Source organism: Nonomuraea sp. NPDC052116, assembly GCF_040680035.1.
Lineage (GTDB): Bacteria > Actinomycetota > Actinomycetes > Streptosporangiales > Streptosporangiaceae > Nonomuraea > Nonomuraea angiospora_A.
On the sequence record NZ_JBFAWA010000036.1, the window covers coordinates 17,310 to 43,851 of the forward strand.

Genomic DNA, 26,542 nt, shown 5'->3' on the forward strand with positions numbered 1-26,542 from the left:
TCTTTCACTATTCGATTAGAGAAAGGGTGTTGCGGTGATCGAGTTCCACCTCGACCGCGGCTCGGGAGTGTCGACGTACCTCCAGCTCGTCCACCAGGTCAAGCAGGCTCTCAGGCTCGGCACGCTGCGGCCGGGCGACCAGCTGCCCACCGCCCGCGAGGTGGTCGAGAGCCTGGCCATCAACCCCAACACCGTGCTCAAGGCCTACCGCGAGCTGGAGCGGGACGGTCTGGTCGAAGGGCGGCCGGGCATGGGGACATTCGTGCTGCAGAGCGTCACAGGCGCGACGCTCGTCGCGCACACCCGATTGCGGCGTGACCTGGAGAGGTGGGTACGCGAGGCACGCGAGGCCGGGCTCGACCAGGAGGACCTGAGAGCGCTGGTCACCGTTGTCCTCGCGGACTCCCAGAAGGGCGGCCCAGGGAAGGGCGCGAAGGAAGGCGCGGCGTGAGGCCGGCGCTGGAGACGAACGGGCTGGGTGTGCGGTACCGCCGCTCCTGGGCGTTGCGTGACTGTTCGTTGTCGATCCCGGCCGGGCGCGTGGCCGCGCTCGTGGGACCGAACGGCGCGGGCAAGACCACGCTGATGCACGCCGCCGTCGGCATGCTCAAGCCCACGTGCGGCAGCGTCGTGGTGCACGGCGAGGTGGCGTTCGTGGCCCAGGACAGGCCGCTGACCGAGAGGTTCACCGCCGCCGAGATGCTCGCCTTCGGCCGCCGGGTGAACTCCCGATTCGACGACGGCGCCGCCCATGACCGGCTCGGCCGGCTGGGTGTGCCGCTGGATCGGAAGGTGGGCGTCCTGTCGGGCGGGCAGCGGGCGCAGGTGGCGATCACGCTGGCGATGGCCCGGCGGCCCGACCTTCTCGTGCTGGACGAGCCGCTGGCCAACCTCGACCCCCTCGCCAGGCACGATGTGATGCGCTCGATCATGGCGGAGGTGGCCGAGCGGGAGCTGACCGTGCTGCTGTCCTCGCACGTGGTCGCCGACATCGAGGAGACCTGTGACTGGCTGGTCATGCTGAACGACGGGCAGGTGCAGGTGAGCGGCGACATCGAGGAGTTACTGGCCGGCCATTACGTCCTCACCGGGCCCACCGAGTCGGCCGGGCCGATGGCGGCCGGAACCGCGATCGTGAGCGCGAGCCATGCCGGGAGGCAGGCCGAGCTCCTCGTCAGGGGCGAGCCCGCCCCCGACCCGCGCGGGCAGGCGCGGCGGGCCGGGTTGGCCGATCTCGTCATGGGATATCTGCGCAGCCCCGAGTCGGCGGCGCTGCCCGGCCCGGAGCACGTGATCCGGCGGTAGCGCCCGGACGGGCTGCGATCCCCCTTTTGTGTGACATCCGGACGCCCGGGGGCGACACGTACGGTTCGGCTATGGCACACCCTTCCTGGGCTCCGAGCCGGCGCATGGCCCCGCGTACCCCCTATGAGGAGGTTGTCGCGGACATCTGGCGCGACATCCTCGGCTCTTCGCACCTGAGCGTGTTCGACGACTTCTTCGAGCTGGGCGGGCACTCGCTGCTGGCGCCCAAGGTGGTGGCGCGGATCAGGAAGATCCTGGGTGTGCGGGTCTCGGTGAAGGAGTTCTTCGCCACCCCCACCGTGGCCGGGCTGGCGGCGGCGGTGGTGGCCGCGCGCTCGTCGTCGGAGGGTTCCGCCGTCGAGCCGCGTACGGCTGAGGCCGAGCCCGTGTTGTCGTTCGACCAGGAGCGGTTGTGGCTGGAGAACCAGCTCCGGCCGGGTACCGCCTACAACGTGCACGGGCGGCGGCGGCTGGTGGGGCCGCTCGACGTGGCGGCGATGGAGGCGAGCATCCGCGCGATCCTGGTCCGGCACGAGACGTTGCGTACCCGCTTTCCGACCGTGGACGGGCGGCCGGTCCAGGTGGTGGACGATCTCGGCGCCGGCTGGGGGCTGGAGGTCGTCGAGGGCGCCGATCTCGACGAGGCGCGCCGGCTGGCGGACGAGCAGGCGACCACTCCGTTCGACCTGGCGCGGGGGCCGTTGTTCCGGTGCCTGCTGGTCAAGCTGAGCGACACCGAGCACGTGCTGGCCGTCACGATGCACCACATCGTCTCCGACGCCTGGTCGGTCGGGCTGTTCGTGCGTGAGTTGTCGGCGTTGTACGAGGCCGGTGGCGACGTGGAGCGGGCGGAGCTGGCCGAGCTGCCGATCCAGTACCGGGACTACGCGGTGTGGCAGCGGGCGGCGCTGGCGGGCGAGGCGCTCCAGCGAGAGGTGGGCTACTGGCGCGAGCATCTGGCCGACGCGCCACCGCCGCTGGCGTTGCCGCTGGCGCGGCGATTCTCCCCGGCCAGGGGAGCGCGGGGTGAGCGGCTGCGGTTCGATCTGTCGCCGCAGGAGACCGGTGAGCTGCACGAGTTGTGCCGCAAGCACGGTGTGACGCCGTTCATGGTGCTGCTGGCGAGCCTGGCCGCCACGCTGGGCCGCTGGTCCGGGCAGCGGGACGTGGTGATCGGCGTGCCGGTCGCCGGGCGTACGGACGAAGGCACCGATCGGTTGATCGGGTTCTTCGTCAACACGCTGCCGTTCCGGGTGGACCTGTCGGGCGAGCCGACGTTCGCCGACCTGCTGACCCGGGTGCGCCAGGTCGCGCTGGACGGGTACGCGCACTCCGACGCGCCGTTCGACGTGCTGGTGAAGGAGCTGCGGGTGCCACGGGACCCGGGCCGGACGCCGCTGTTCCAGGTGCTGCTCAACGTGATCGGGAGTCCGGTGGCGGAGGAGATCACCGGCGTCGCGGTCGAGCCGATGGAGATGCCCGCGTTGGACAGCAAGTTCGATCTCATGATCAGCGCGCAGGAGGTCGGGGAGGCGCTGCAGATCCACCTCGAGTTCAACGCCGAGCGGTACCGGTCGGCGATGATGCGGGTGTTGATGGAGCAGCTGCGGGTGTTCCTGCACGCCGTGGTGGAGGATCCCGGCCGGGGGCTGCTGGACTACCCGCCGGACGCGGCCGGGAAGACGGCCGCCGGTGACTGGCCTGCCGTGGCGCCGCATCTGGCGGTGGACTGGTTCGCGCAGGGGCGGGATCGGGTCGCGGTGATCGACCGGGACGGCGAGCGGAGCTATCGGTGGATCAGCCGCGCGGCCGATCGGGTGGCTCGCGTGGTGTCGGAGCGTGCGGCGTCGCAGATGGAGCACTTCGGGGTGGTACGGCGGGACTCGGCGGCCTTCGTGGCGGCTGTCCTCGGATGCGGGAAGGCAGGCGTGACCTTCTCGGTGATCGAGGAGGCGGGGCCGGTCGCGGCACGGTATCTCGGGGTTTCCACGGTGGTGGACGTGCTCCCGGGCAGCGAGGCGGATGTCGATCTGAGCCCGATCTTCGCCGAAATATCCGGCAACGACGGCGGAAGTGTGACCGGAGACGCGGACGGGCCGGATCCGGGGCGGCCGGAGGACGGGAAGCCGGGTCAGGAGGGGCCGGGCGCACGGCCGGAGGCTGACTGGGCGGTGCGGAGGTTCGGGCTGGAGGAGGATGACCGGTTCGCGGTGTTGTCGGCCCTGCCCGGTCACCTGGTGTCGGCGATGTCCAGCGCGTTCGGCGCCGGAGGGGCGCTGCTGCTGCCGGAGCGCGGCGACCTGTCCCTGCTGAGGGAGCACGCGGCCACGGTCGCCTACCTGACCCCGGCGATCCTGCGCGGCCTGGACGCTGCCCGCGAGACGCTCCCGGCGCTCCGCCACGCGTTCGTGGAGAACTCCGGCGACCTGATCTCCCACGACCTGGTGGCGCTGCGCCGCCTGTCGCCCGGATGCCGGGGTGTCGGCGTCTACCGGGTAAGCCGCGACGGGCGGCCGGTCGCCGTCTATCCGGTCCCGGCCGACTGGCAGCCGCAGGACGCAGGCGTGCGGGTGCCGCTGAGCGGCGGTCCGGCCGACGACCGGGCCGAGCTGCGGCACGCCGGCGATCAGCTCGCCGCCGTGGGCGAGGTGGCCGAGCTCTGCTCCGGCTCCCAGCACTTCGGCGACCTGGCCCGCCGCTGGATCGACGGCACGCTGGAGTTCGTCGGCCGGGCGGACGCCGATCCCGTCGAGACGCTGGCCGCGCTGCGCGACGGTCCGGACATCCGGGACGCGCTGGTGACCGAGCATGTCGCGGCGGACGGCAGGATTGTGCTGGTCTGCTACCTCACCGGCCCCGACCCGGCGCTCGGCACCGTCAAGATCCGCCAGTACCTCCTCACGGTGCTGTCCGACGCCTTGATGCCCGAGCACCTGTTCATCCTGGATGAGCTGCCCCGCACCCGCGACGGCGACTACGACCTCGACGCGCTCCCCATCCCCGACGACGACGGCGACCCGGTCGACGACTATGCGCCGCCGAGCACGCCGATCGAACACCGTCTCGTCGCGATCTTCGAGGAGCTGCTCGGCGTGGAGCGGGTCGGCGTCCACGACACGTTCTTCGAGCTGAGCGGCTTCTCGCTGCTGGCCACCCAGCTCGCCTCGCGCATCCGTGACACGTTCGGCATCGAGCTGTCGCTGCGGGACGTCTTCGGCTCGCCGACGGTGGAGAGCCTGGCCCAGTTGATCGTCCGCGCTCAGGGAGAGCTGTACGGCGCCGACGACCTCGAAGCGCTGCTGAACGAGATCGAGTCGGCCGGACCGGGAGCTTGAGGACGATGACCCAGGAAACCGAGCACCACACGCCGCTGGGCGCGACGGGCTGGATGCTGTGGCGCGAATGCGCGCTGCGCAGCACGGGGTTCCCGGCCGCGTGGTTCGCCGAGCTGTGCGACGCCGAGCTGGCCGCCGCGGCGGACCACCTGGATGAGCGCGCTCCGGCCACCCAGCAGCAGTGGGAGAAGGTCTGGGCCGCCGCCACCGACCGGCTGACCGCCGTCATGCGCCGGGCGTCCACCGATCCCCTGTTCCGCGAGGCGGTGGCCTGGCAGAACCCGCAGGTCGTCCGGGTCTGCCTGGACAAGGTGGCCGCCGGTGAGCCGCGCTCGCACCGCGAGGGCCGCCGCCACGAGCTCACCATCACGACGTACCTGCAGCGCTACTCCCTCAAGAACGACACCGTCGGCTTCTTCGGCCCGCTGGGCTGGGCCAGGATCGGCGCGGATGACACCGGCCTGGAAATGACTCCGGGGCCCGGGTTGCTGTCCCGGCGCACCGCCTACTTCGAGGGCTGGGCGATCGACGCCGTGGCGGAGACGCTCGCGGCGCGTCCCGAGGTGTGGCCCTGGCTGCGTCCCACGACGGACGCGGCGGCGACGCTCACCGGAGGGGTGCTCCGGCTGCCGTTCCGCAAGCCGGTCCCGCTGCGGGCCGCCGAGCTGCGTGTCCTCGGACGCTGCGACGGCCGCCGCACCGTGCGCGACCTCGCGGGCGACCCGCCGGATCCGGCGATCGTCGCCGTCCTGCTACGGCTGTGCGAGCTCGGCGCGGTGCGCGTCGACCTGAACGGCAAGCTGGTCACCTGGCCCGAGCGGGAGCTGGCCGAGCGCGTCGACCTGATCGCCGACGCCGCGGTACGCGCCCGCGCCCGGTCCTCGCTGGACGAGCTGGTCGGCGCGCGTGACGCCGTGTCGGCCGCGGCGGGGGACGCGGAGCGGCTCATGGCGGCGCAGGGCGAGCTGGCCGAGACGTTCGAGCGGATCACCGGCCGGCAGGCCACCCGCCGCTCCGGTGGCGTGTACGCCGGCCGTACCCTCGTCTATGAGGACACCGTCCGCGACCTCAACGTGCGGCTGGGACGGAGGGTGACCGACGCGCTGGCCGCGCCGCTCGGACTGGTGCTGGACAGCGCGAGGTGGCTGACCGATGCCGTCGCCGAGCGCTACGAGGCCCGGGCGCGCGAGTCGTTCGACCGCGAGACGGCCCGCACGGGCTCTGCCACAATGCCGCTGCTGCAACTGCTGACCTCGGTCATGCCGGAGCTGGGCAGGCTCACGCTGACGCCGGGGTCGGAGATCGTGGACGAGGTCGTGGAGGAGTTCCGGCGGCGCTGGCGGCGGGTGATCGAGCTGCCGCCGGAAAAGTTCGGCTCGACGCGGGAGCTCCGGTTCACCGCCGGGGAGCTCGCCGGCCGGGTGGCCGCGGAGTTCGCCACGGGCGTGCCGCGCTGGAGCGCCGCGCACTGGTTCTCGCCGGACCTCATGCTCCTCACCGCCGACGAGGACGCGCTGGCCCGCGGCGACGTGGACTTCGTGCTCGGCGAGCTGCACTGCTCGGCCAACACGCTGGAGAACAAGGTATTCGTCAACCAGCACCCGGACCCGCGCCGCCTGCACGAGGCCGCCGTCGCCAGCGGCCTGGACGAGCGCGTCGTGGTCGTCCCGCGCGCCGACTCGCCGCTGGCCACCACGCGGATGTCGCGGGCCGACGAGATGATGCTGTCCGGCTACACCTACCTGTGCATCGGCGCCGAGTCGTTCGAGCCGCCACCGGAGTCTCCGCTGGTCTCCGTGCTGGACCTGGTGGTGGAGCGGCGCGGGAACGATCTCGTCGTGCGGCATCGCTCCGGACACGGCCGCGAGCACACGTTCACGGAGGCCGCGGGCGACCTGTTCAGCTCGCTGGTCGTCGACGCGTTCAAGCCGTTCGGCGGCGCGGCGCACAGCCCGCGCATCACCGTCGACCGGCTGGTCGTCAATCGCGAGGCGTGGACGTTCCCGGCCGCCGACGTGGCCTGGGCCTTCGTCAAGGACGAGCGGCGGCGTTACGTGCAGGGACGACGCTGGCGCGCTCAGTGCGGCCTGCCGGAACGTGGCTTCGTCAGGGTGCCGACCGAGCGCAAGCCGATGGCCGTGGACTTCAGGAGCCTGTCGCTGGTGAACCTGCTCGGCAAGTCCATCCGCCGTAGCGCCGAAACCGGGTCCGGTACGGTCACGATCTCGGAGATGCTGCCGGACATCGACCGCCTGTGGCTGCGCGACGCCCGCGGCGCCCGTTACACCGCCGAGCTGCGCATCGTCGCGATGAAGCGGCCTTAGGGGTACGGCAGGGCAGCCCGGTCGACCTTGCCGGTGGTGGACAGCGGAATCGCCGGCAGGGTCTCGTACCGGGCGGGCACCATGTAGGCGGGCAACACCGTCCCGCACTCGTCCCGCACCAGCTTGGCGTCATAGCCGTCGCCCGCGACCACATAGGCGATCAGGAGATCCCCGAGCGTGCGATCGGCGACCAACCGCACCACCGCGTCCCGGACCCCCGTGCACCCGCGCAACACCGTCTCGATCTCCCCGAGCTCGACGCGCAGCCCGCGCAGCTTCACCTGCCGGTCGGCCCGCCCGAGGTACTGCAACTCGCCGTCACCCGTACGCCGGGCCAGATCCCCCGACCGGTACCAGCGCACGCCGTCCGCGACGACGAACCGCTCGGCCGTCAGGTCGTCACGGCCCAGGTACCCCACGCCGACCCCGCCGCCGGACACCCACATCTCGCCGGTCTCGCCGTCCGGCACCGCCACGCCGTGCGCGTCGCGGAGCACGACGTCCAGATGCGGGAGCGGGCGGCCGATCGGCGAGCGGCCGGGGCCCCGCAACGCGGCCTGGTCGAGCTCCTTGAAGGTGACGTGCACGGTGGTCTCGGTGATCCCGTACATGTTGACCACGACCGGCCGGCCGTCCTCGGGCAGCGCGGCCAGGAAGGCGGCGGTGACGTCCAGGTCCACGGCGTCCCCGCCGAAGATCACATAGCGCAGCGGCAGCGGTGGCCGTCCCGCGTCGGCGTGCGTCTCCACCAGCACGCGGAACACCGGCGGCACCTGGTTGAGCACGCTCACCCCCTCCCGGATCAGCAGGTCCAGGAACTCCACCGGATCCACGGAGGTCTCGGCGTCCACGATCACCAGGGTCGCTCCCGTGGCCAGCGCCCCCCACAGCTCCCACACCGAGAAGTCGAAGTTGATCGAGTGGAACAGCGTCCACCGGTCGTCGGCCCCGACGTCGAACAGCGGCAGCGCGCCGTCGAGCAGGCTCAGCACGTTCGCGTGGGTGAGCACGCAGCCCTTCGGCCGCCCGGTGGAGCCGGAGGTGTAGATCACGTAGGCGAGGTCGGCGGGGGTCAGCGCGGGCAGCCCGTCCGCCGGAGCCGGCTCGTGACCCCAGACCGGCACATCGCCGCCCACCGTGTACCGAATCCCGGATTCGTCCACCATGAGCCGCAACCGCTCGGCCGGATACCCCGGATCGAGCGGCACGTACGCCGCGCCCGCCAGCATGATTCCGAGCACCGCCACCGGAACGTCGGCCGACCGGCTCACCCGCAGCCCCACCAGCTCCCCGCGCCGCACACCCCGGCGCACGAGCTCGGCGGCGAGCCCCCGGGCCGCGGCGTCCAGCTCCGCGTAGGTCAGGCGCTCCGCGCCGCAGACGATCGCGACCCGGTACGGCTGCCGCGCGCACACCTCAGCGAACAACGCGGGAAGCGAGTCGTTCACAGGAGCACCCCGTCACCCGTCACCAGCTCCGCCACCGACGTCCCCGGCCGCGCGACGACCGCCCGCAGCAGCGTGAGGTAGCGATCCAGCATCCCGCGCACGGTCGCCGCGTCGAACAGATCCGTGCTGTACTCCAGCAGCACCGTGATCGTCTCCTCACGCGGCCCGGAGCCCGCGTCCTGGAAGCGGTCCTCGGCATGCGGGATGATCACCGCGTTCAGGTCGAACTTGGCCGAGCGGTTGTGCGCGTTCAGCACCTCCAAGCGCACGTCGGGCAGCCGCAGCCGCGGCATCGGCGTGTCGAGGAAGCTGAACATCACCTGGAACAACGGCGTGTGGCTCAGGCTCCGCGCCGGTCGCAGGTGCTGGACGAGCTTCTCGAACGGCATGTCCTGGTGCGCGTACGCCTCCAGGCAGGTGTCACGGACCCGCTCCAGCAGCTCCGGGAACGCCGGGTCCCCGGACAGGTCCACCCGCAGCAGAACGGTGTTGATCATCATGCCGAGCAGGTTCTCCAGCTCGGCCCGCTGCCGGTTGGCGATACCGCTGCCGACGACGATGTCCTGCTGGCGGCTGTCGCCGTACAACAGCATCGCGAACACCGCGAACATGGTCATGAACAGGGTGGCGTCGTGGTCCCGCCCGAGCTCGCGCAGTCGCCGCGCGAGGCCGTCCTCGATGACCAGGACCTCCTCACCGCCGCGCAACGTCGACTCGGCGGGCCTGGGCCGGTCGGTGGTGAGTCGCAGCAGGGGCGGCGCGCCGTCGAGCCGGCCGCGCCAGAAGTCCAGCAGGGTCGTCAACCGCTCCCCCGCGATCGCGCGGCGCTGCCAGAGCGCGAAGTCGGCGTACTGGACGGGCAGCTCGGGCAGGCGTGGCTCGCGGCCGGTGGCGTGCGCCTCGTACAGCTCCAGGAAGTCGCGCAGGAACACCCCTTGCGCCCATCCGTCGTGGATCATGTGGTGCTCCACCATGACCAGCACGTACTCCTCGGCCGCCAGCCGGACCAGGGACACGCGCAGCAGCGGGCCCTCCGCCAGGTCGAACGGCTCCTGTCCCGCGGCCAGGATGTAGTCGCGGATCCACGCGTCGCGCTCGTGCTCGGGCAGCCCGGTCCGGTCGAGCGTGGTCACCGGGATGCCGCGTGGCTCGTGCACGTGCTGCACCGGCTCGCCGTCGAAGTCGGGGAAGGTCGTGCGGAGGATCTCGTGCCTGACCTCCAGGTCGGCCAGCGCCCGGGTGACCGTCTCCAGGTTCACCTTGCCGTACAGGCGCATGGCCCGGGGGACGTTGTAATTGGTGCTGTCCGGCTCGACCTGCTGCAGGAACCAGATACGTTCCTGGACGAACGACAGGGGCAGCGGCTGGTCCCGCGGGGCGGGCGGCACCGGCCCGGACCGGGTGGGTGCGGCGCCGGGAAGGCGGGCCGCGAGGGCGGCGAGCGTGGGCGACTCGAAGACCGCGCGCAACGGCAGGTCCAGCCCGAGGGTGTCGGCCACGCGGGCCAGCACCTTGGTGGCCTGCAGCGAGTGGCCGCCGAGCGCGAAGAAGTCGTCGTGCCGCCCCACCTCCGGCACTCCCAGCACCTCGCGCCAGATCTCCGCCAGCGCGCGCTCCTCCGGCGTCCGCGGCGGCTCGGCCGGGCGCTCCCGCACGGGGACGGGGTCGGCCATGGGCAGCCCGGCGTAGTCGATCTTGCCGTTGACGGTCCGGGGAAGCGCGGCCAGGGGGACGTAGTGGGCCGGAACCATGTACCCGGGGAGGACGGCACGCAGAGACGCGCGCAGTTCCTCGGCGGGCAGGGCAGGCGTCACGTAGGCGATCAGGTGCTCTCGCAGGATCACCGCCGCGTCGGCGACGCCGGGCAGGCGGCGCAGCGCCGACTCGATCTCGCCGAGCTCGACGCGGTAGCCGTTCAGCTTGATCTGGCGGTCGGCGCGGGCCACGAACGCCAGCGAGCCGTCCGGCAGGTGCCTGACCAGGTCTCCCGTCCGGTACAGCCGCCCGCCCGCGGGGCCGAACGGGTCGGCCACGAACCTCTCCGCCGTCAGCGCCGGCCGATCGAGATAGCCGTGGGCCAGCCCGATGCCACCCAGATACAGCTCACCCACCACTCCGGCCCGCACCGGCCGGCACGCCTCGTCGAGCACGTAGGCGCGGGTGTTCGCGATCGGACGGCCGATGGGGGCCGCGGCGCCCGTCAGCTCGCCGGACGTGGCCACGATCGTGGCCTCCGTGGGCCCGTAGGTGTTGACCAGCCGCACCCGGTCGCCGGCCCGTCCCAGCCAGGCCGCGACCCGGTCCGGCAGCGCGCGCTCGCCACCGATGATGACGAGCCTCAGGGTTTCCGGCAGTACGGCTTCGCCGTCCTCCAGCGCTCCCACCAGGTCGTGCCAGAAGGCGGTCGGCAGGTCGAGCACGGTCACCGCCTCCGCCGCGCAGGCCCGCAGGAACCCGGCCGGGTCGGCCAGCATGCGGTCCGTGCGCAGGACCAGGCAGGCTCCTTGCGCCAGGGCGGGGTAGATCTCCTCGGCGCTGGCGTCGAACCCGATCGAGGCGAACTGGAGGATCCGGTCGGCCGGGCTGATCCCGTACATCTCGGCAGCGTGCAGCGTGTGGTTGGTCAGGGCCGCGTGCGGGACCGCCACCCCCTTCGGCGTCCCCGTCGAGCCCGAGGTGTAGATCACGTAGGCCGTGTCGGAGGGCTTCACCCGGGGCGGCGTCGTCGGCTGCCGCCGGATCTCCGGCCGGTCCACGTCGAGCAGGATCACCGGGGCTTCCGGCAGCTTGTCTCTCAGGGCGCGCTCGCTCAGCACGCCCGTCACGGAGGCGTCGGCGAAGGCGGTGGCGACCCGCTCCGGGGGGTTGAGGGGATCGAGCGGGACATAGGTCGCACCTGCCTTGACGACCGCGAGCAGCGCCTCGACCATGGCCGGGCCCTTGTCCAGATATATCCCCACCCGTGCGCCCGGGGTGACCCCCCTCTCGCCGAGCAGGTGCGCGAGCTGGTTGGCGCGCTCGTCCAGCTCCCGATAGGAGACCCGCTCGCCGCCCGCCACGACGGCCGTCGCGTCCGGCGTCCGGGCGGCCTGCCGTTCGAACAGCTCCGCCACGGTCGTGCTCGTGTCCACGGCGCGATCCGTGGCGTTCCACTCCCGCAGGACCCGCACGCGCTCGGCCCCCGTCGCGGGCAGCAGCGTGCCGAGCCGGGTCTCCGGATCGCCGGCGGCGGCCTCCAGCAGCGTCAGGAAGGTCTCCGCGAACCGCTCCGCCCCCGGGCCGTCGAACACGCTGGTCCGGTATCGGAGCAGGCCGCGGACCTCGCCGTCGATCTCGGACAGCGACACCTCCACGTCGAACGCGCTCTGCCGGGGTTCGACCGGCAGCGACTCGGCCACCAGACCGCCGCCGAACGCTCTGCGCACCCCCGCGTGGCCGAGCAGCACCGCGGGGAAGCGCGCCAGGTCGGCGGCGTTCGGCTGGTTGAACACGAACATCGTCTGGAACAACCCGCGGCGCGCGTGCCGCTCGGCCAGGAGCGCGCTGGGCAGGCTCTGGTGCTCGATCGCGCCGATGACCTGGCTTCTGGTCTCCTTCAGCAGGTGCCGGAAGGTGAGCCGTCCGTCGGCGCGGCTTCTGATCGGCACCGGGTTCATGAGGTAGCCGACGATCTCCGCGAAACCCGGTCCGGTGCGGGCGGCCACCGGCGTGCCGACCACGATGTCATCCTGGCCCGTCAGCCGGTGCAGCAGTGCCTGGAAACCGGCGAGCAGCAGCACGTTCAGCGTGACGCCTTCTGCCGCCGCGCATCGCTTCAGCCTGCCGATCAGCGCGCTGTCGATCGTGAAATGCCGGGCCTGACCGCGATCCGACGCATTGTGCGCGTTCCAGGACGCGAGCTCCAGCGGAGGAGCGCCTTCGCCGATCCGCCGGCTCCAGTAGCGATCCAGCTCACGTCCGGCCGGGCCGGAGAGCAGCGCGTCCTGCCACGCGAGCACGTCCATGACGTCCGCGCCGGGCGGTGCGAGCTCGGCGGGCGGGCCGCCCGCCCGTTCCGTGTACAGCGCCGCGAGCTCACGGCCGAGGATCATCGTCGACCAGAAGTCCGTCACGATATGGTGCGCCGTCACCAGGACCACGTGCTCGTCGCTCGCACGCCGGTACAGGCGCAGTCGCACGAGCGGGCCGGAGGCGAGGTCGAACGGCCGGTGGGCGTCCTCGGCCAGCCGCGCCCGCAGCGCCTCGTCGTCGAGCCCGTCCACCTCGACGTGCTCGAAGGCTCCCGGCAGGTTCGGCAGGGTCACCCGTACGGGCTCGCCGTCCTTGCCGGCGAAGGCCGCCCGCAGCGCGTCGTGCCGGGACACGAGCGCGTCGAAGGCCGCCCGCAGCCCGAGCGGGTCGAGCGGGCCGCTCAGCCGGAACGCCGCCACCGTGGTGTGCGCGGTGCTCTCCGGTGCCAGCTGCTGCAGGAACCACAGGGTGCGCTGGCCTGGGGTGAGCCGCGTCGTCGTCCCAGGTGCCGCCGGTGCCGTGGTGTGCGGGTCCGGTACGGCCTCACCGTCCGCGGACGCGGCGATCCGGGTGGCGACCTCGGACAGCGCGGCGCCGCTGAGGATGTCGGCGAGCGGCAGGCGCAACCCCAGCTCGGTCTCGACCTCCTGCCGGAGTTGCTGCGCGCCCAGCGAGTCCAGCCCGGCGGCCAGCAGCGGCAGGTCCGGCGTCAGGTCGTCGGCGGGCACGGCGCAGAGGACGGCGAGCCGGGCACGCAGGTAGTCCTGGACGGCCCCGGCCCGCCGGTCGCCGGGCATGGCGAGCAGTTCCTCCCGGGTGACGGCGGCGGACACGTCCGTCGCGTCGGGGTCGCTTTCGCTCCTGCCGATCTCGGGCAGGTCGCCTGCCAGCAGTCGCTGACGACAGGCGTCACGCCGTACCTTGCCGCTGGTGGTCTTGGGCAGAGCGCCGGCGGGGATGGCCACGACCAGGCCGGCGTTCACCCCGTGCTCCTCCGCGACCCGGTGGCGGATCGAGCTGGAGACGGCGGCGATGTCCACGTCACCGGCGTCCCTGGCGAGCTCGTACACCAGAGCGAGCCGGTCCTCGACGAGGAAGGCGGCGACCCCGCCGGGACGCACGGCCGGGTGGGCCCGCTCGGCGGTGGCCTCGAGGTCCTGGGGGTAGTGGTTGCGGCCCCGGATGATGATCAGGTCCTTGATCCGGCCGGTGACCACGAGCTCGCCGTCGCGCAGGAAGCCGAGGTCGCCGCTCCGGAGGTAGCCCGAACCAGAGGCGAGCCGCGCCTGGAAGACCTCGCGGCTCAGGTCGGGACGGCCCCAGTAGCCTCCAGCCACGCTGGGGCCGCGTACCCAGATCTCGCCGACCTGGCCGGGCGGGCAGGGGCGGCAGGTGCCGGGGTCGACGATCTCGACGCTCTGGTCGGGTGCGCTTCGGCCGCTGCCGACCCGGTCGTCCGCGGAGTCGTCCACGGAGTCGTCCGCAGAGTCGTCCACAGAGGAGGCGAAGCCGCCGGTGACGATGAGCGTGGCCTCGGCGAGGCCGTAACAGGGGAGGAAGGACTCCTTGGAGAAGCCGGCGGGTGCGAAGGCGTCGGCGAAGCGTTCGAGGGTGGCGCGGCGGACGGGTTCGGCGCCGTTGAAGGCGACCCGCCAGGAGCTGAGGTCCAGGCGGTCCCGCTCGCTCGCCGTGGTCTTGCGCACGCACAGGTCGTAGGCGAAGTTGGGGCCGCCGCTGACCGTCACGCCCACCCGTGACAGCGTCTCCAGCCAGCTCAGCGGCCGCCGCAGGAAGTCGAGGGGAGACATGAGCCAGACGGGGAAGCCCGCGTAGAGCGGCTGGAGGAGGCCGCCGATCAGGCCCATGTCGTGGTAGGGAGGCAGCCAGCTCATGCCGCGGCTGTCCGCGGTGGTGCCGAAGAACTCGTGGATGAGCCGGGAGTTGTGCAGCAGGTTGCCGTGGGAGAGGATCACGCCTTTGGGCTCGGCGGTGGAGCCGGAGGTGTACTGCAGCACGGCGGTGGAGGAGGCGGTCGCCTCGGGCGGCCGCCATTCGGCCGCGTCCGAGGCGGGTGCGTCGGTGGCGATCCAGGCCATCCGCCCGGGCAGGCTGCCGGCCAGAGGCAGCAGCGGAGTGACCGTGAGCGCCGCGCGAGGATCGGCGTCCGTGACGGTGGCGAGCAGGCGCGGCAGCGTGCGGTCCAGCCGGAACGGGTCGGGAGGGAACGTGGGGACGGCGACCACACCGGCGTACAGGCAGCCGAAGAACGCCGCGAGGAAGTCCGCGCCGGGCGGGTAGAGCAGCAGCGCCCGATCACCCTCGGCCAGGCCCGCCCGCCGCAGCCGGACCGCGATCGCGCGGGCCCGGAGGTCCAGCTCGCCGTAGGTGAGGGGGGTTTCGGCACCGTCCTCGGCGAGGAAGACGTGACCGACCTGCTCGGGCCGGCGGGCAGCCCGCCACCGGAGCAGCCACGCCAGCGTCTCCACCTCGGCGACCGTGCGAACGTTGGGGAAGTCTCCTCTGGTCACTGGCCCTCTTACCTCCGCGGCGCGGGTTCAGTAGATGATGCGGTTGTCGGCAGCCGGCCGCCATGCGCGAGAGCCGCGAAGGTTGCGGGTGATGTTGAGGCGTTTGAGCCAGCGGTCGGACCCGTCGTAGCGAGGACGGAAGGACTTGCGGCCGTGTACGGCCCGGAAGTTGTCGATGAACACGCAGTCGCCGGGACGCAGGCTGACGTCCTTCATGTTGGCTTCGATCTGGTCGCACAACCCCTGGAAGGCGCGCAGCGACGCCTCGGACCAGCCCTCGGTCTTCATGTGGTACGGGTCGAGCGCCATGTACGGCTGAGCGCGGTCGCCGAACAGGACGGGCCGCTTGACCGGATGCTCGTTCCAGGACTGGATGAGCGCGAAGCTCCTGGCCCGCAGCCGGTCGATGGTCGGGTCGCCGGTGGACTCGGTGGCGTTCTGCGGCAGGTGCGAGTTGTCGGGCATCTGCGTGAACTCGGCGGCGAACAACGTCTCGACGTCGATGGCCGGCCAGTCGAGGTCGGCGGCGTCGCAGACCATGGTCTCGACGGCGTCGGGGTTCTTCAGGCACATGAGCGCCACGTAGTCGCCCCGGCAGGGGTGGAAGGCGTCCTCGGTGTGCCAGGACAGGTGCTGCAGGCTGTTGGAGCCGATCTCGTAGTGCTCGTGGCCCTTGATGGGGAGCACGTCGTGCATGATCCGGCCGTCCTGCTGGGTGGCCCAGCCGAACACGTCGCCGAGCACGGAGCCGCACAGGAGGAAGAACACCTCCTGGGGGAAGGCCGGGGAGTCGTACTGGCTGTCGCGCCAGTGCTCGGGGGTGTGCCCAAGCTGCGCCTCGTCGACGTCGAGCCCGGAGATCACGCACAGGGCCGAGGGTTCCCCGATCCGGTACTCCTCCAGGAACTCCAGCACGTGGACCGGCAAGGACCGGGCGAGCACCGGCGCCCGGCGGATCAGCTCGGGGTTCTCGACCGTGTCGTAGGCCTTGGCGATCTCGGCGATCATCGGGGACAGCTCCGCGTTGTCCTCCGGTGTCAGCGTCAAACGGCGCACCGCGGTTCCCTTCCATGTCGGTGACATTCCGGAGTGTAGGAGCCATCCGCGTCCCGCATGGGTCCCCGTTAGAGGGGACATCCGGGCGGGCGGCGTCCTCGTTAGCTTTGCTGGTGGAGCGTAAGGAGAGGACTTCATGAACCCGTTCGATGACCCCGATGGCAGCTTCACGGTGCTCGTCAACGACGAGGACCAGCACTCGCTGTGGCCGGCGGCGCTGGACGTCCCCGCCGGGTGGCGGGTCGTGCACGGCGAGGACACGCGGCAGGCGTGCCTGGACTACATCGAGGCCAACTGGACGGACCTGCGCCCGCGCAGCGCCCGTCGCGAGCACCTCGCGAGTACCGCTCACGACTAGGAGTGGCGATGACCGACGCAGGAGCACCGCGATGCATCCACGAGATGGTGGCCGAGCAGGTCGCACGCACGCCTGACCGGATCGCGGTCAGTTTCCGCGGCAGCACCCTGACCTTCCGCCGGCTCGACGAGGCCGCGGAGGCTCTGGCGTCGCGCCTGCGAGCGGCCGGGGTCGGCAGCGGGTCGGTGGTCGCGGTGGTCCTGGGCCGCACGCCTGAGCTCATCGTCACCTTGTACGCGATCCTCAAGGCGGGCGGCGCCTACCTCTATCTCGACCCGGCGGAGCCGTCCGGCCAGCGGGAGCAGATCGTGTGCGACGCGCGGGCCCGGTTCGCCGTCGTCGGCTCGCGCTTCGGCGAGCAGGCGCCGGACGTGGAGCACATCCTCTACGTCGAGCCCGAGATGACCGAGGCGAGCGCACCTGAGCCGGCCGGAACGGCGCGGCCGCTCCACCCCGACACCCCCGTCTACGTCTGCTACACCTCCGGCTCCACCGGCGAGCCCAAGGGCGTCGTCGTCCCCCACCGCGCGGTCTGGCGGCTGATCAACGCTCCCGGCTGGATCGACGTCCGCGACGACGACGTCTTCCTGCAGCTGACCCGGGTCGGCTTCGACGTCTCCACCTTCGAGATCTGGATGCCGCTGGTGAAGGGGTGCAGGCTGGCGCTCGCGCCGACCGGGCACGCCGACCTCGAAGAGATCGTGGCGACGCTCCGCGACGAAGGCGTCAGCGTGTTGTGGCTGACGACCGGCCTGTTCCACAAGATCGTCACCCATCACCTCGACGGGCTGTCCGGCATCCGCCACCTGCTGGCCGGAGGCGACGTGCTGTCTCCCGCGCACGTCCAGCGGGTGATGGCCGCCTACCCGGATCTGATCTTCACCAACGGCTACGGCCCGACGGAGAACACCACGTTCAGCACGTGCTGGACCACCCGCGACAGCGGCGACGCGACGCGCGTGCCGATCGGCGTGCCCATCGACGGCAGCACGGGCAGGGTCCTGGACGAACGGCTGCAGGAGGTCCCCCACGGGGACGTCGGCGAGTTGTGGGTCGGCGGCGACGGCGTCGCCACCGGCTACCTCAACCGGCCCGGCGCGACGGCCGAGCGCTTCGTCGCCGACCCCGACCCGTCCAGGCCGCCGGGCAGCCGCATGTACCGCACCGGCGACCTGTCCCGCTGGACCGAGGACGGCGTGCTGGACTTCCTCGGCCGCTCCGACCGGCAGGTCAAGATCCGCGGCTACCGGGTCGAGCTGAGCACGGTGGAGATGGAGCTGCTCAGGCAGCCGGGCGTCGAGCAGGCCGCCGTCCTCACCCGTACCAACGGGGCCGGTGACACCCGCCTGATCGCCTACGTGGCCGTGGGTGACATGGATCCGGCCGAGTGGACCTCCTTCGGTACGGCGCTGCGGGAGAAACTCATCGCGACCGTCGCCGCCCACCTGGTGCCGTGGGCGGTGATCGTGGTGCGAGACATCCCGCTCAACCCGAACGGCAAGGTGAACCGCTCGGCGCTGCCCACCGAGAAGATCCCCCGCAACGTCTGGAACGACTACGTCGAGCCGGACCGCCCGGTCGAGCGCCGCCTGGCCGAGATCTGGAGCGACGCGCTGGACGTCGAGCCGATCGGGGTGGACGACAACTTCTTCGACCTGGGCGGGCACTCGCTGCTCGCCGCCGAGCTGCTTTCCGCGCTCCAGGCCGAGTTCGACGTCAACCTGCCGGCCCGCATCCTCTACCTGCGGCCGACGATCGCCGCCCTCGCCGAGGAACTGCTCCTGAGGCAGGAGCCCGGCACGACCAGGAAGGAGAGCGCGGATGCAGGGACCCAGTAGCACCGGCGAGCAGGCCGCGCCCGGCTGCCCAGTCAGCACCGCCGCGCGAGGGCTGGCCGACCCGATGCTCTACGCCGATCTCGACTTCCGCTTCCGCGAGAAGTGGGCGGACCTGCGGAACCATGACCACCTGGACTGGGAGCAGATCGACGAGCGGAACGGGTTCTGGTCGGTGGTGAAATACCACGACGTCGACCGGGTGCTGCGCGACGCCCAGACGTTCACCTCCGAACGCGGCACGCTCCTGAACATCCTCGGCGTCGAGGACCCGGCGGGCGGCAGGCAGATCGCCGCGACCGACCCGCCCCGGCACACGATCATGCGGGCCCGCCTGCAGAAGGCGCTGGCCATCAAGTCCATCGAGGCGCAGCAGGACCTGATCCGCGACCTGGTCCTGGAGGTGATCTCCCCGCTCGCCGACGGCGGTCCGTTCGACTTCGCCCAGGCCATGCTGGCGCTGCCGGTCGCGGTGGGCGGCGAGTCCATGGGCCTCCCCCGGGCCGACTGGCCCTGGCTCGGCCGGCTGCTCAACGCCTCGATCGCCGCCGAGGATCCGGAGTACCGGGTGCCCGGCGGCGCGCAGGCCACCCTGGACCAGGCGCACCGCGAGTTGTTCGCCTATTTCCAGGACATCTACAAGGAGCGCCGCCGCAACCTCGGCAACGACCTCATCAGCATCCTGATCACCACCGAGGTCGACGGGCGCACCATGTCGCCCGGCGAGGTCATGTCCAACTGCTACAGCGTGCTGCTGGGCGCCGTGGTCACCACCCCGCACTCGCCGAACTACATGATGACCGAGCACATCGGCGACGGCCTGCTGGACCGGTGGGCGGCCGATCTGAGCGTCACCCCCACCGCGGTCGAGGAGGGTTTGCGCCTGGGCTCCCCGGTCAGCCACTTCATGAGGTACGCCGTCCAGGACACCGAGGTGCGCGGCACCAGGATCAAGGCCGGTCAGGCGGTGGTCTCCTGGCTCGGCGCGGCCAACCGCGACCCGGAGGTCTTCCCGGACGCCGAGACGTTCGACCTGCGCCGCAAGCCCAACAAGCACCTCGCCTTCGGGATCGGCCCGCATTACTGCGTCGGCCACACCGTCGCCCGGGTCACCCTGCGCATCCTGTTCAACCAGCTGCTGTCGCGCTTCACCGCCTTCGAGCCGGCCGGCGAGCCCGTCCGCCTGCACTCCAACTTCATCTCCGGCTTCAAGCACCTGCCGATCACCGCTAAGACGCTCTGACTCCCGGAGGGCCGCTCATGGCAAACCGCCCGAAGCGCCGCAATCCATGGCTGCCGCACGAGCCGTCGGCCACGGCGACCGGCCGGGTCTTCCTGATCCCGTACTCGGGCTGTGGCGCCAGCATGTACCGCCAGTGGCCGCGGCGGCGCGACGGTGTCGAGTTCCTGCCCGTCGAACTGCCCGGCCACGAGACCCGCTTCGCCGAGCCGAACTTCGAGACCTACCAGGAGCTCGCCAAGAGCATGGTGATCGGGCTCGAGGACCATCTCGACGTGCCGTTCGGCTTCTTCGGCCACTGCGGGTCCGCTCTGGCGGCCTACGAGGTGTCGGCCGAGCTGATCAGGAGCGGCATGCCCGCGCCCGCCCGGGTCTACGTCTCCTCGGAGGTGGCCCCGCAGGACGGGCCCGCCGGGCGGTTCCTGTCCATGGACGACGCCGGGCTCGGCGCCGAGCTGGCGAAGTTGATCAGCCAGCTCGGGGGGAAGCCCAGCGCGGAGCTCATCGAGCTCTACCTGGAGGTGTTACGGGCCGACGTCGAGACCAACAAGCGGTACGTGATGCCGGAGCCGTACCGGCTGTCGTGCCCGATCACGGCGATCGGCTGGACCGAGGACGACGAGATCCCGTTCTCCACCATGGGCGGATGGGGGGAGTGCGGCGAGACGACCTCCGTGCTCCTCGACGGCCGCCACCACCGCTTCATCGAGGCGCCCGAGGATCTGCTGGACGTGATGTGCTCAGGGTTGAGCGCGGCGTAAGGACGGTTAGGAAGGACGGGCAGGTGCGGCACGGCGACCCCCGCTGGCTCAAGCGTTTCGGGCGTGGCACGCCCGCCGAGGTCCAGTTGCTCTGTTTCCACCACGCCGGCGGCAGCGCGGCGATGTACCGGCACTGGCCGCAGCTCGTGCCGAGCTACGTCGAGCCGATCGCGGTGCAGCTTCCCGGCCGGGCCGACCGGTTCGCCGAGCCGCCGTTCGATCGGATGGCGCCGCTCGTGGACGAGCTGATCGCGGTGATCAAGCCCTTGCTCGACCGTCCGTTCGCCTGCTACGGCGTCAGCATGGGCGCGCGGGTGGCCTGGGCGCTCGCGCACGAGCTGCGGGAACGCGCGCTGCCGCTGCCGCGCGTGTTGTTCGTGGCGGCCAGCATCGCCCCCTGCCTGGACGACGGCACCTGGGCGTGGGAAGACCGCGAGGACGGCCTGGAGGGCTACGTGCGCGAGATGGGCGGCACGCCGGCGGAGGTGCTGGCCGAGCCCGAGCTGCTCGCGGGCCTGCTGCCCACGCTGGGTGCCGACCTCACCGTGCTCAGCACGCACGGCTTCCACCCGGACAAGCCGCTGGAGGTGCCGATCCGCGCCTTCGCCGGCACCGAGGACATCGAGTCGCCGCCGCCGCGGATGGACGGCTGGCGCGTGGAGACCGCGGCGCGTTTCGACCTCGACCCGGTGCCCGGCGGGCACTTCTTCGACTCCGCCGGCGAGCAGCAGGTGATCAGGACCATCAGCCACGACCTCGCCTGAGCGGTACGGCCCGGGCCGGGCCGTACCGCTCGGCTCAGGTACGAGGGGTCACCACGCAGGGCAGCGAGGTGAACCCGCACTGGTGCGGCGAGTGTGAGCGCCGGGCGTTGGCCAGGTCGATCTCGTACGAGGAGATCAGCGCCCCGATCTCCTCCAGCGCGATCCGCATCTCCAGCCTGGCCAGCGCGGCCCCGAGGCAGTGGTGCGGCCCGTGCCCGAAGCTGATCATCCGTTTGGTCTCGCGGTCCAGGTCGAAGGTGTCCGGGTCGGGGAACACCCGCCGGTCCCGGTTGGCCGAGGCGGGCAGCAGCGCGATCCGGGCGCCCTTGGGCATCCGGACGCCGTGCATGACGGTGTCCTCGGTCAGCACGCGCGCCACCATCTGGCTGGAGGAGTCGTAGCGCAGCGTCTCGGCGGCCCAGTCGTCGGCCCGCCCGTTGAGCCCCGCCCGCTGCACGTCGGGCCGGAGCCAGCCGTGGTACCACGCGTTGCCGAGCGTCTTGCCGGTGGACTCGTTGCCCGCGCCGATCATCACGAACAGGAAGGCGACGATCTGCGCGTCGGTGAGCCTGGCGCCGTTGACCTCCGCCGCGATCATGGCCGAGGTCAGGTCGTCGCCGGGCCGGCGGCGCAGCGAGGTCACCAGGACGACGAAGCGGTTCGCCAGGCGCAGGGCGGCCATGGCCGAGTCCGGGCTGCGTCCGTCCGAGCCGTCCACGTGGTGGTTGAGCAGGTCGGTGTCGGTGCGGACCGCGTCCCACTCGTCGGCCGGGAAGCCGAGCATCTCGCAGAGGACGTCGTTCGGCAGCGCCGCGGCGTAGTCGGCGCAGAAGTCGAACGTCGGCCCGTCCCACAGCCGCTCCAGCCGGGCGCGGGCCAGCTCGCGGATGCGGGGTTCGAGCGCGGCCATGCGGCGGGGGGTGAAGGCCGAGGCCACCAGTCCTCGATAGAGGCCGTGCTCGGGAGGGTCCATGGACAGGAACAGGCTCGTCTTCTTCGCCTGCGGCCCCCACAGCTCCGGCTCCAGCGAGATGCCGTGGCTGTTGGAGAAGAGGTGCGGCTCGCGCAGCGCGGCGTGGACGTCGGCGTGGCGGGACAGCGCCCAGAAGTCGCGCTCCTCGTTGCGATAGACCGGCGCGTGCTCGCGCATCCACGCGTAGACGGGATGCGGATCCTCCTGCACCTTGAAGTCGAACGGATCGTAATGCGGCATCAACACTCCACTGCTGCTCACGGCGACTGTACGGCGGGGCCACGCGCTCGTCGCGTCCCCGGAACCTGGGGCCTGGCGAGTCGTGACCGGTGGAGGGCCCCAGTGGCTACACTCGCTGCCCATGACAGACATGGACGAGCACGACCGGCCCTGGCCGCCCGTCGCAGGCGACGAGACCGCGACCCTCCTGGGTTTCCTCGACTACCAGCGCGCGACGCTGGCCTGGAAGTGCCGGGGCCTGGACACCGCGGGCCTGACGGCGACGGTCGGCGCCTCGTCGATGACGCTGGGCGGGCTGCTCAAGCACCTGGCCTACGTGGAGGACGACTGGTTCTCCCGAGCGCTGCACGGCCGGGACCGCTCCGCTCCGTGGAACACCGTGGACTGGCGCGCCGACCAGGACTGGGAGTGGCACTCCGCCGCCGGCGACACCCCGGACGAGCTGTTCGCGCTGTGGCAGAAGGCCGTGGACCACTCCCGCGAGGCGGTCGCCGAGGCGCTGGAGGACGGCGGGCTGGACCACCCGGCCCAGCGCGCCTGGCCCAACGGCCAGGCGCCGAGCCTGCGCTGGATCGTGGTCCACATGATCGAGGAGTACGCACGCCACAACGGACACGCCGACCTCCTCCGGGAGTCGGTGGACGGGGAGACGGGAGAGTAACCGGGGTTCACGGCCTTCGCGCGGACATCTCCGTGTACGACTGGACCAGTGTCCGCGCCGCCGACTCCACCGTGTCGTACGGGCGCGCCAGGGACACCCGGATGAACCGGAGACCACTGTCCGAGTCGGCCCAGTGGAACGGCGCGCACGGCAGCACGTGCACCCCGCGCCCGACCATGTCCTTGTACAACAGCGACGAGTCCGGCCCGTGGGAAGGCAGCTCGATCCGCGCGACGCTGATCTGCGAGGCGGGGTCGGCCAGCCGCAGATCGACCTCGCCGATCGTCTCCCTGAGCACCGTCCGGTTGCGCGTCACCAGGTCGCGGGCGCGCTCGTAGCCGCCGTTCACCCAGTCGCCGGCGAGGTTCGCGATGAGCAGCAGGACCACCGGCGAGGCGGACAGCAGCGACTCGGAGAACGCCCGGTCGATGGGCAGCTTCGTCCGCGCGCTGTAGGCCAGCAGCCCGATCTTGAGTTCGTGCGTCGGCCACAACTTGCCGGTGTCCTCGATCACGATCCAGTCGGCGCCCGCCTCGTCGAGGACGGCGTAGGTGTCGTACTGCGCGTCGCGCACCTGCCCGCGGAAGCTGGCGTCCACGATGATGATCTGGCCGTGCCGTACGGCGTGCTCGGCGAGCGAGCGCAGATGGCCTTCGGGGGTGACCAGCCCCGTCGGGTTGTTCGGGTGCGTCACCACGATGGCGCCGACCGGCGGCCCCGGCCAGCTCATGTCGAGCAGCTCCTCCTCCGCCAGCGGCACCAGCTTCAGCCCGCGGGTGACGAGCAGGTCGGCGATGTTGTCGAAGGTGGGGTGCAGCACGGCGACGGTCGACCCGGCGGGCAGCGCCCGCGCCACGATGTCGGTGGCGAGCGTCGAGGAGTAGCAGCTCAGGATGCGACCGGTGCCGACCGGGGCGCTGTGCTGCCCGATCGCCTTCAGGAACGTGGCGTGCGCCTCGCGTTCGATGTCGGGGAATGGACGGCGGGACGCTTCGGCGAACATCTCCGGGATCCGGGCGACGATGGCCGCCTGCTGCTCGGAGAGGACCAGCCTCGCGTGACCGTCGGTTAGGTTGAGGCCGCCATCGACGTCGGTCAGCGCGTCGACTTCCATCGTGGTGAGGTTGCCAACCTCGATCATCTGTGGCCCTCCCAGCGGCATGACATGGGGCTTCGCGGCATATGCCGCCGCAGCGGCAGCCTAGGTCGAGCCACGGTCGCGCACCTGTCCCCTCTACTGGGGACCTCCGGGGGATCTGCCCGGGAGGCGGGGGCTGAGAGAATCCCGGCATGAAGCTCACCGCGCGGGCACTCAACCGGGCCACACTCGATCGGCAGCTCCTGCTGCGGAGGGAGCCGCTGGAGGTGGCCGAGGCGGTGCGCCGCGTGATGGCGTTGCAGGCGCAGCAGGCGGCCTCGCCGTATGTCGCGCTGTGGAACCGCGTCGCCGACCTGGACCTCGCCGACCTCGACGCCGCCTTCTCGAGCTACACGGTCGTGCGGGGGACGATGATGCGGATGACGCTGCACGCCGTGCACGTCGACGACTATCCGGCCTTCCGCGACGCCATCGAGCCGACCATGTACGCCACCCATCTGAACGGCCGCTTCACGCCGCGCGGCCTCACCGTCGAGGCGGGGCGGATCCTGGTCAGGGACCTGCTGGAGTTCGCCGCTGAGCCGCGGACCGTGGAGGAGATGAAGGACTGGCTGGAGCCGCGCCTCGGCGAGCTGTCGGCGGCGGGGGTGTGGGCGATCCTGCGCTCGTACACGCCGCTGCTGCGGGTGCCGACCGGCGGGTCGTGGTCGTTCACCACACGGGTGTCGTGCGTGGCCTCCTCACCTCGGCCCACGCTCGACCTGGACGCCTCGGCCGAGGCCCTGCGGGTGCTGACGCGGCGTTACCTGGAGGCGTTCGGACCGGCGTCGGTGGCGGACGTCGCGCAGTTCGCGCTCGTCCAGCAGGCCCGGGTCAAGGGTGCGCTGCGTGCCATGGACGGCGAGGTCGAGCAGTTCGAAGGCCCCGGCGGCAAGGTGATGTGGGACCTGCGGGGCGCGTCCCGCCCGCCCGAGGACGTCCCGGCGCCGCCCCGGCTGATGGCCATGTGGGACAACACGCTGCTCGCGCACGTGGAGCGTGACCGCCTGCTCCCGCCGGCCTACCGCAAGCTCGTCATCCGCGCCAACGGCGACGTGCTGCCCACGCTGCTCGTCGACGGCTACGTCGCCGGGGTGTGGCGGCCGGCCGAAGGAGGGATCGAGGCGGCGGCGTTCCACCCGTTGCCGGACGAGGCGTGGGACGGGCTCGCGGCCGAGGCGAAGGCCCTGGTGGCGCTGCTGGCCGGGCGCGAGCCGCATCCCTATCGCCGCTACGACCGCTGGTGGGAGAAGCTTCCCGACCTGGAGACCACGCTGCTTCCGGGGTAGCCCCTGGTTCGCGTGACAGGCGACACGGGCGACATGTCCGTACGTTCCGAATATGCGCAACCTGGCACCGGGTGAGCTCGTCTACGACCCGTTCTCCTACCGGATCCACGAGGACCCGTATCCGGTGTTCGCCTGGATGCGCGAGCACGCGCCGCTCTACCACAACGCCGAGCGGGACTTCTGGGCGCTGTCCCGCTACGAGGACGTCCTGCCCGCGCTGCGGAACCCGGGGCTGTTCTCCAGCCGTAACGGCATCTCCCTGGAGCCGGATCTGTGGGGGCAGGCCGCGGTCAAGACCAGCTTCTTCCTCGCCATGGACCCTCCCGACCACGGCACGATGCGCCGCCTGCTGGGCAACGCGTTCAAGCCCCGGTGGGTGGCGGCGCTGGAGCCCCGGATACGGGAGCTGACGCGGGCCAGGCTGGCGCCCGTACGGGACGGCGGGGTCTTCGACTTCGCGGACTTCGCGGCAGCCGTACCGAACGATGTCATGTGTGAGGTCGTCGGCATACCGGCGGCGGACCGGGACCGGATCCGCGCCGACAACGACCTGCTCAACCACTGCGAGGACGGCACCGACGAGAGGTCGGGCGAGACCATCGGCGCGGGGCTGCGCCTCGCCGTCTACTACGTGAACCTGATCGGGCAGCGGCGCAGGCGGCCGGGCGACGACCTCACCTCGATGATGATCGAGGCGCGGGTCGGCGGGCGGCCTCTGACCGACTCGCAGCTCGTGGCCTTCCTCTTCCTGCTCGTCAGCGCGGGCAACGACTCGACCGGCAAGCTGATCGGCAACGCCTGGTATCACGGGTGGCGCCTTCCCGACGTCGGCCGCGCGGGCCTGAACGGGCGGGCCCCGGACTGGGGGGCGGAGACGCTCCGCTACGACTCGCCCAGCCAGATGACGGGCAGGACGCTCACCGAGGACAGCGTCATCCACGGCGTCCGGCTGGCCGAAGGCGCCAGGATCGCGCTGCTGCCCGCCTCCGCCAACCGCGACGGGCGGGTCTTCCCCGACCCGGACACCTTCGACCTGGATCGCGACACGAGCCGGCACATCGCCTTCGGCCACGGCCCGCACTTCTGCCTCGGCGCGGCGCTGGCCCAGCTCGAGATCGCGGTCGTGCTGCAGGAGGTCGGCGCGGTGGTGTCGGACTACGACCTCGACCTGTCCGCCGCCCGGCGCGTCCACTCGCCGCACCAGCGCGGGTTCGCCTCGCTGCCCTCCGAGCTCACCCTCCGCCCCAAACCGTCGCCCGCCGCCTGAGGAGCACCC

General features: G+C 71.7%; 17 protein-coding genes. 12 read left to right on the forward strand and 5 right to left on the reverse strand.

All coding sequences use genetic code 11. The features are described from left to right. Window positions 1–34: 34 nt before the first annotated feature. The 4 genes from AB0L65_RS47850 to AB0L65_RS47865 all read left to right on the forward strand — a co-directional run bounded on the left by AB0L65_RS47850 (window position 35) and on the right by AB0L65_RS47865 (window position 6,964). On the forward strand, window positions 35–451 hold the full coding sequence (locus AB0L65_RS47850; RefSeq protein WP_364260734.1) for a GntR family transcriptional regulator: 417 nt from the start codon (window positions 35–37) through the stop codon (window positions 449–451). Next, window positions 448–1,305: an ABC transporter ATP-binding protein gene (locus AB0L65_RS47855; RefSeq protein ID WP_364260736.1), complete on the forward strand. Its 858-nt coding sequence runs from the start codon at window positions 448–450 to the stop codon at window positions 1,303–1,305. Before AB0L65_RS47850 ends, AB0L65_RS47855 begins: the two co-directional genes overlap by 4 nt. Window positions 1,306–1,376: 71 nt before the next feature. After that, window positions 1,377–4,640, forward strand: a complete 3,264-nt coding sequence (locus AB0L65_RS47860) for a condensation domain-containing protein (protein WP_364260739.1) — start codon at window positions 1,377–1,379, stop codon at window positions 4,638–4,640. Window positions 4,641–4,645: 5 nt separating this feature from the next. After that, window positions 4,646–6,964, forward strand: a complete 2,319-nt coding sequence (locus AB0L65_RS47865; RefSeq protein WP_364260741.1) for a lantibiotic dehydratase — start codon at window positions 4,646–4,648, stop codon at window positions 6,962–6,964. On the opposite strand, the gene AB0L65_RS47870 is transcribed toward AB0L65_RS47865, so the two are convergent. From AB0L65_RS47870 to vioC, 3 genes are read right to left on the reverse strand one after another with little or no spacing between them, the layout of a single operon-like run. Next, the gene (locus tag AB0L65_RS47870; RefSeq protein ID WP_364260744.1) at window positions 6,961–8,412 is read right to left on the reverse strand and encodes an amino acid adenylation domain-containing protein; all 1,452 of its coding nucleotides are present in this window, start codon (window positions 8,410–8,412) and stop codon (window positions 6,961–6,963) included. The genes AB0L65_RS47865 and AB0L65_RS47870 overlap by 4 nt on opposite strands. Next, the gene (locus AB0L65_RS47875; protein ID WP_364260746.1) at window positions 8,409–14,951 is read right to left on the reverse strand and encodes an amino acid adenylation domain-containing protein; all 6,543 of its coding nucleotides are present in this window, start codon (window positions 14,949–14,951) and stop codon (window positions 8,409–8,411) included. The genes AB0L65_RS47870 and AB0L65_RS47875 overlap by 4 nt, the downstream gene beginning before the upstream one ends. Before the next feature lie 27 nt (window positions 14,952–14,978). Next, the gene (vioC, locus tag AB0L65_RS47880; RefSeq protein ID WP_364260748.1) at window positions 14,979–16,007 is read right to left on the reverse strand and encodes an arginine beta-hydroxylase, Fe(II)/alpha-ketoglutarate-dependent; all 1,029 of its coding nucleotides are present in this window, start codon (window positions 16,005–16,007) and stop codon (window positions 14,979–14,981) included. 136 nt (window positions 16,008–16,143) lie between these two features. Here vioC and AB0L65_RS47885 point away from each other — a divergent pair, with 136 nt between their 5' ends. Genes AB0L65_RS47885 through AB0L65_RS47905 form a run of 5 tightly spaced genes read left to right on the forward strand, consistent with a single transcriptional unit; the run spans window position 16,144 to window position 20,965 of the window. Then, window positions 16,144–16,365 carry an MbtH family protein gene (locus AB0L65_RS47885; RefSeq protein ID WP_364260751.1) on the forward strand — a complete coding sequence of 74 codons (222 nt, stop codon included), beginning with the start codon at window positions 16,144–16,146 and terminating at the stop codon, window positions 16,363–16,365. A gap of 8 nt (window positions 16,366–16,373) precedes the next feature. Beyond that, window positions 16,374–18,203, forward strand: coding sequence for a non-ribosomal peptide synthetase (locus tag AB0L65_RS47890; protein WP_364260754.1), 1,830 nt, complete (start codon window positions 16,374–16,376; stop codon window positions 18,201–18,203). Continuing rightward, on the forward strand, window positions 18,187–19,443 hold the full coding sequence (locus AB0L65_RS47895) for a cytochrome P450 (protein ID WP_364260757.1): 1,257 nt from the start codon (window positions 18,187–18,189) through the stop codon (window positions 19,441–19,443). Before AB0L65_RS47890 ends, AB0L65_RS47895 begins: the two co-directional genes overlap by 17 nt. Window positions 19,444–19,460: 17 nt before the next feature. Beyond that, window positions 19,461–20,201 (forward strand): thioesterase domain-containing protein, encoded by a 741-nt coding sequence (locus AB0L65_RS47900; RefSeq protein WP_364260760.1) that lies wholly within the window; start codon window positions 19,461–19,463, stop codon window positions 20,199–20,201. 23 nt (window positions 20,202–20,224) lie between these two features. After that, window positions 20,225–20,965: a thioesterase domain-containing protein gene (locus tag AB0L65_RS47905; RefSeq protein WP_355205820.1), complete on the forward strand. Its 741-nt coding sequence runs from the start codon at window positions 20,225–20,227 to the stop codon at window positions 20,963–20,965. A 34-nt stretch (window positions 20,966–20,999) separates the two neighbouring features. Here the strand turns inward: AB0L65_RS47905 and AB0L65_RS47910 are convergent, their stop codons facing one another. Further along, window positions 21,000–22,178 carry a cytochrome P450 gene (locus AB0L65_RS47910; RefSeq protein ID WP_364260763.1) on the reverse strand — a complete coding sequence of 393 codons (1,179 nt, stop codon included), beginning with the start codon at window positions 22,176–22,178 and terminating at the stop codon, window positions 21,000–21,002. A gap of 121 nt (window positions 22,179–22,299) precedes the next feature. Here AB0L65_RS47910 and AB0L65_RS47915 point away from each other — a divergent pair, with 121 nt between their 5' ends. Next, a complete protein-coding gene (locus AB0L65_RS47915) occupies window positions 22,300–22,839 on the forward strand; it encodes a DinB family protein (RefSeq protein ID WP_364260766.1) in 540 nt (179 codons plus the stop codon). Window positions 22,840–22,846: 7 nt separating this feature from the next. Here AB0L65_RS47915 and AB0L65_RS47920 read toward each other — a convergent pair whose 3' ends face one another. After that, window positions 22,847–23,980, reverse strand: a complete 1,134-nt coding sequence (locus tag AB0L65_RS47920) for an aminotransferase class I/II-fold pyridoxal phosphate-dependent enzyme (protein ID WP_364260769.1) — start codon at window positions 23,978–23,980, stop codon at window positions 22,847–22,849. 149 nt (window positions 23,981–24,129) lie between these two features. Here AB0L65_RS47920 and AB0L65_RS47925 point away from each other — a divergent pair, with 149 nt between their 5' ends. Both AB0L65_RS47925 and AB0L65_RS47930 read left to right on the forward strand, forming a co-directional pair. Then, window positions 24,130–25,266: a winged helix DNA-binding domain-containing protein gene (locus AB0L65_RS47925; protein WP_364260772.1), complete on the forward strand. Its 1,137-nt coding sequence runs from the start codon at window positions 24,130–24,132 to the stop codon at window positions 25,264–25,266. 52 nt (window positions 25,267–25,318) lie between these two features. Continuing rightward, window positions 25,319–26,533, forward strand: coding sequence for a cytochrome P450 (locus AB0L65_RS47930; RefSeq protein WP_364260775.1), 1,215 nt, complete (start codon window positions 25,319–25,321; stop codon window positions 26,531–26,533). Window positions 26,534–26,542: the final 9 nt, after the last annotated feature.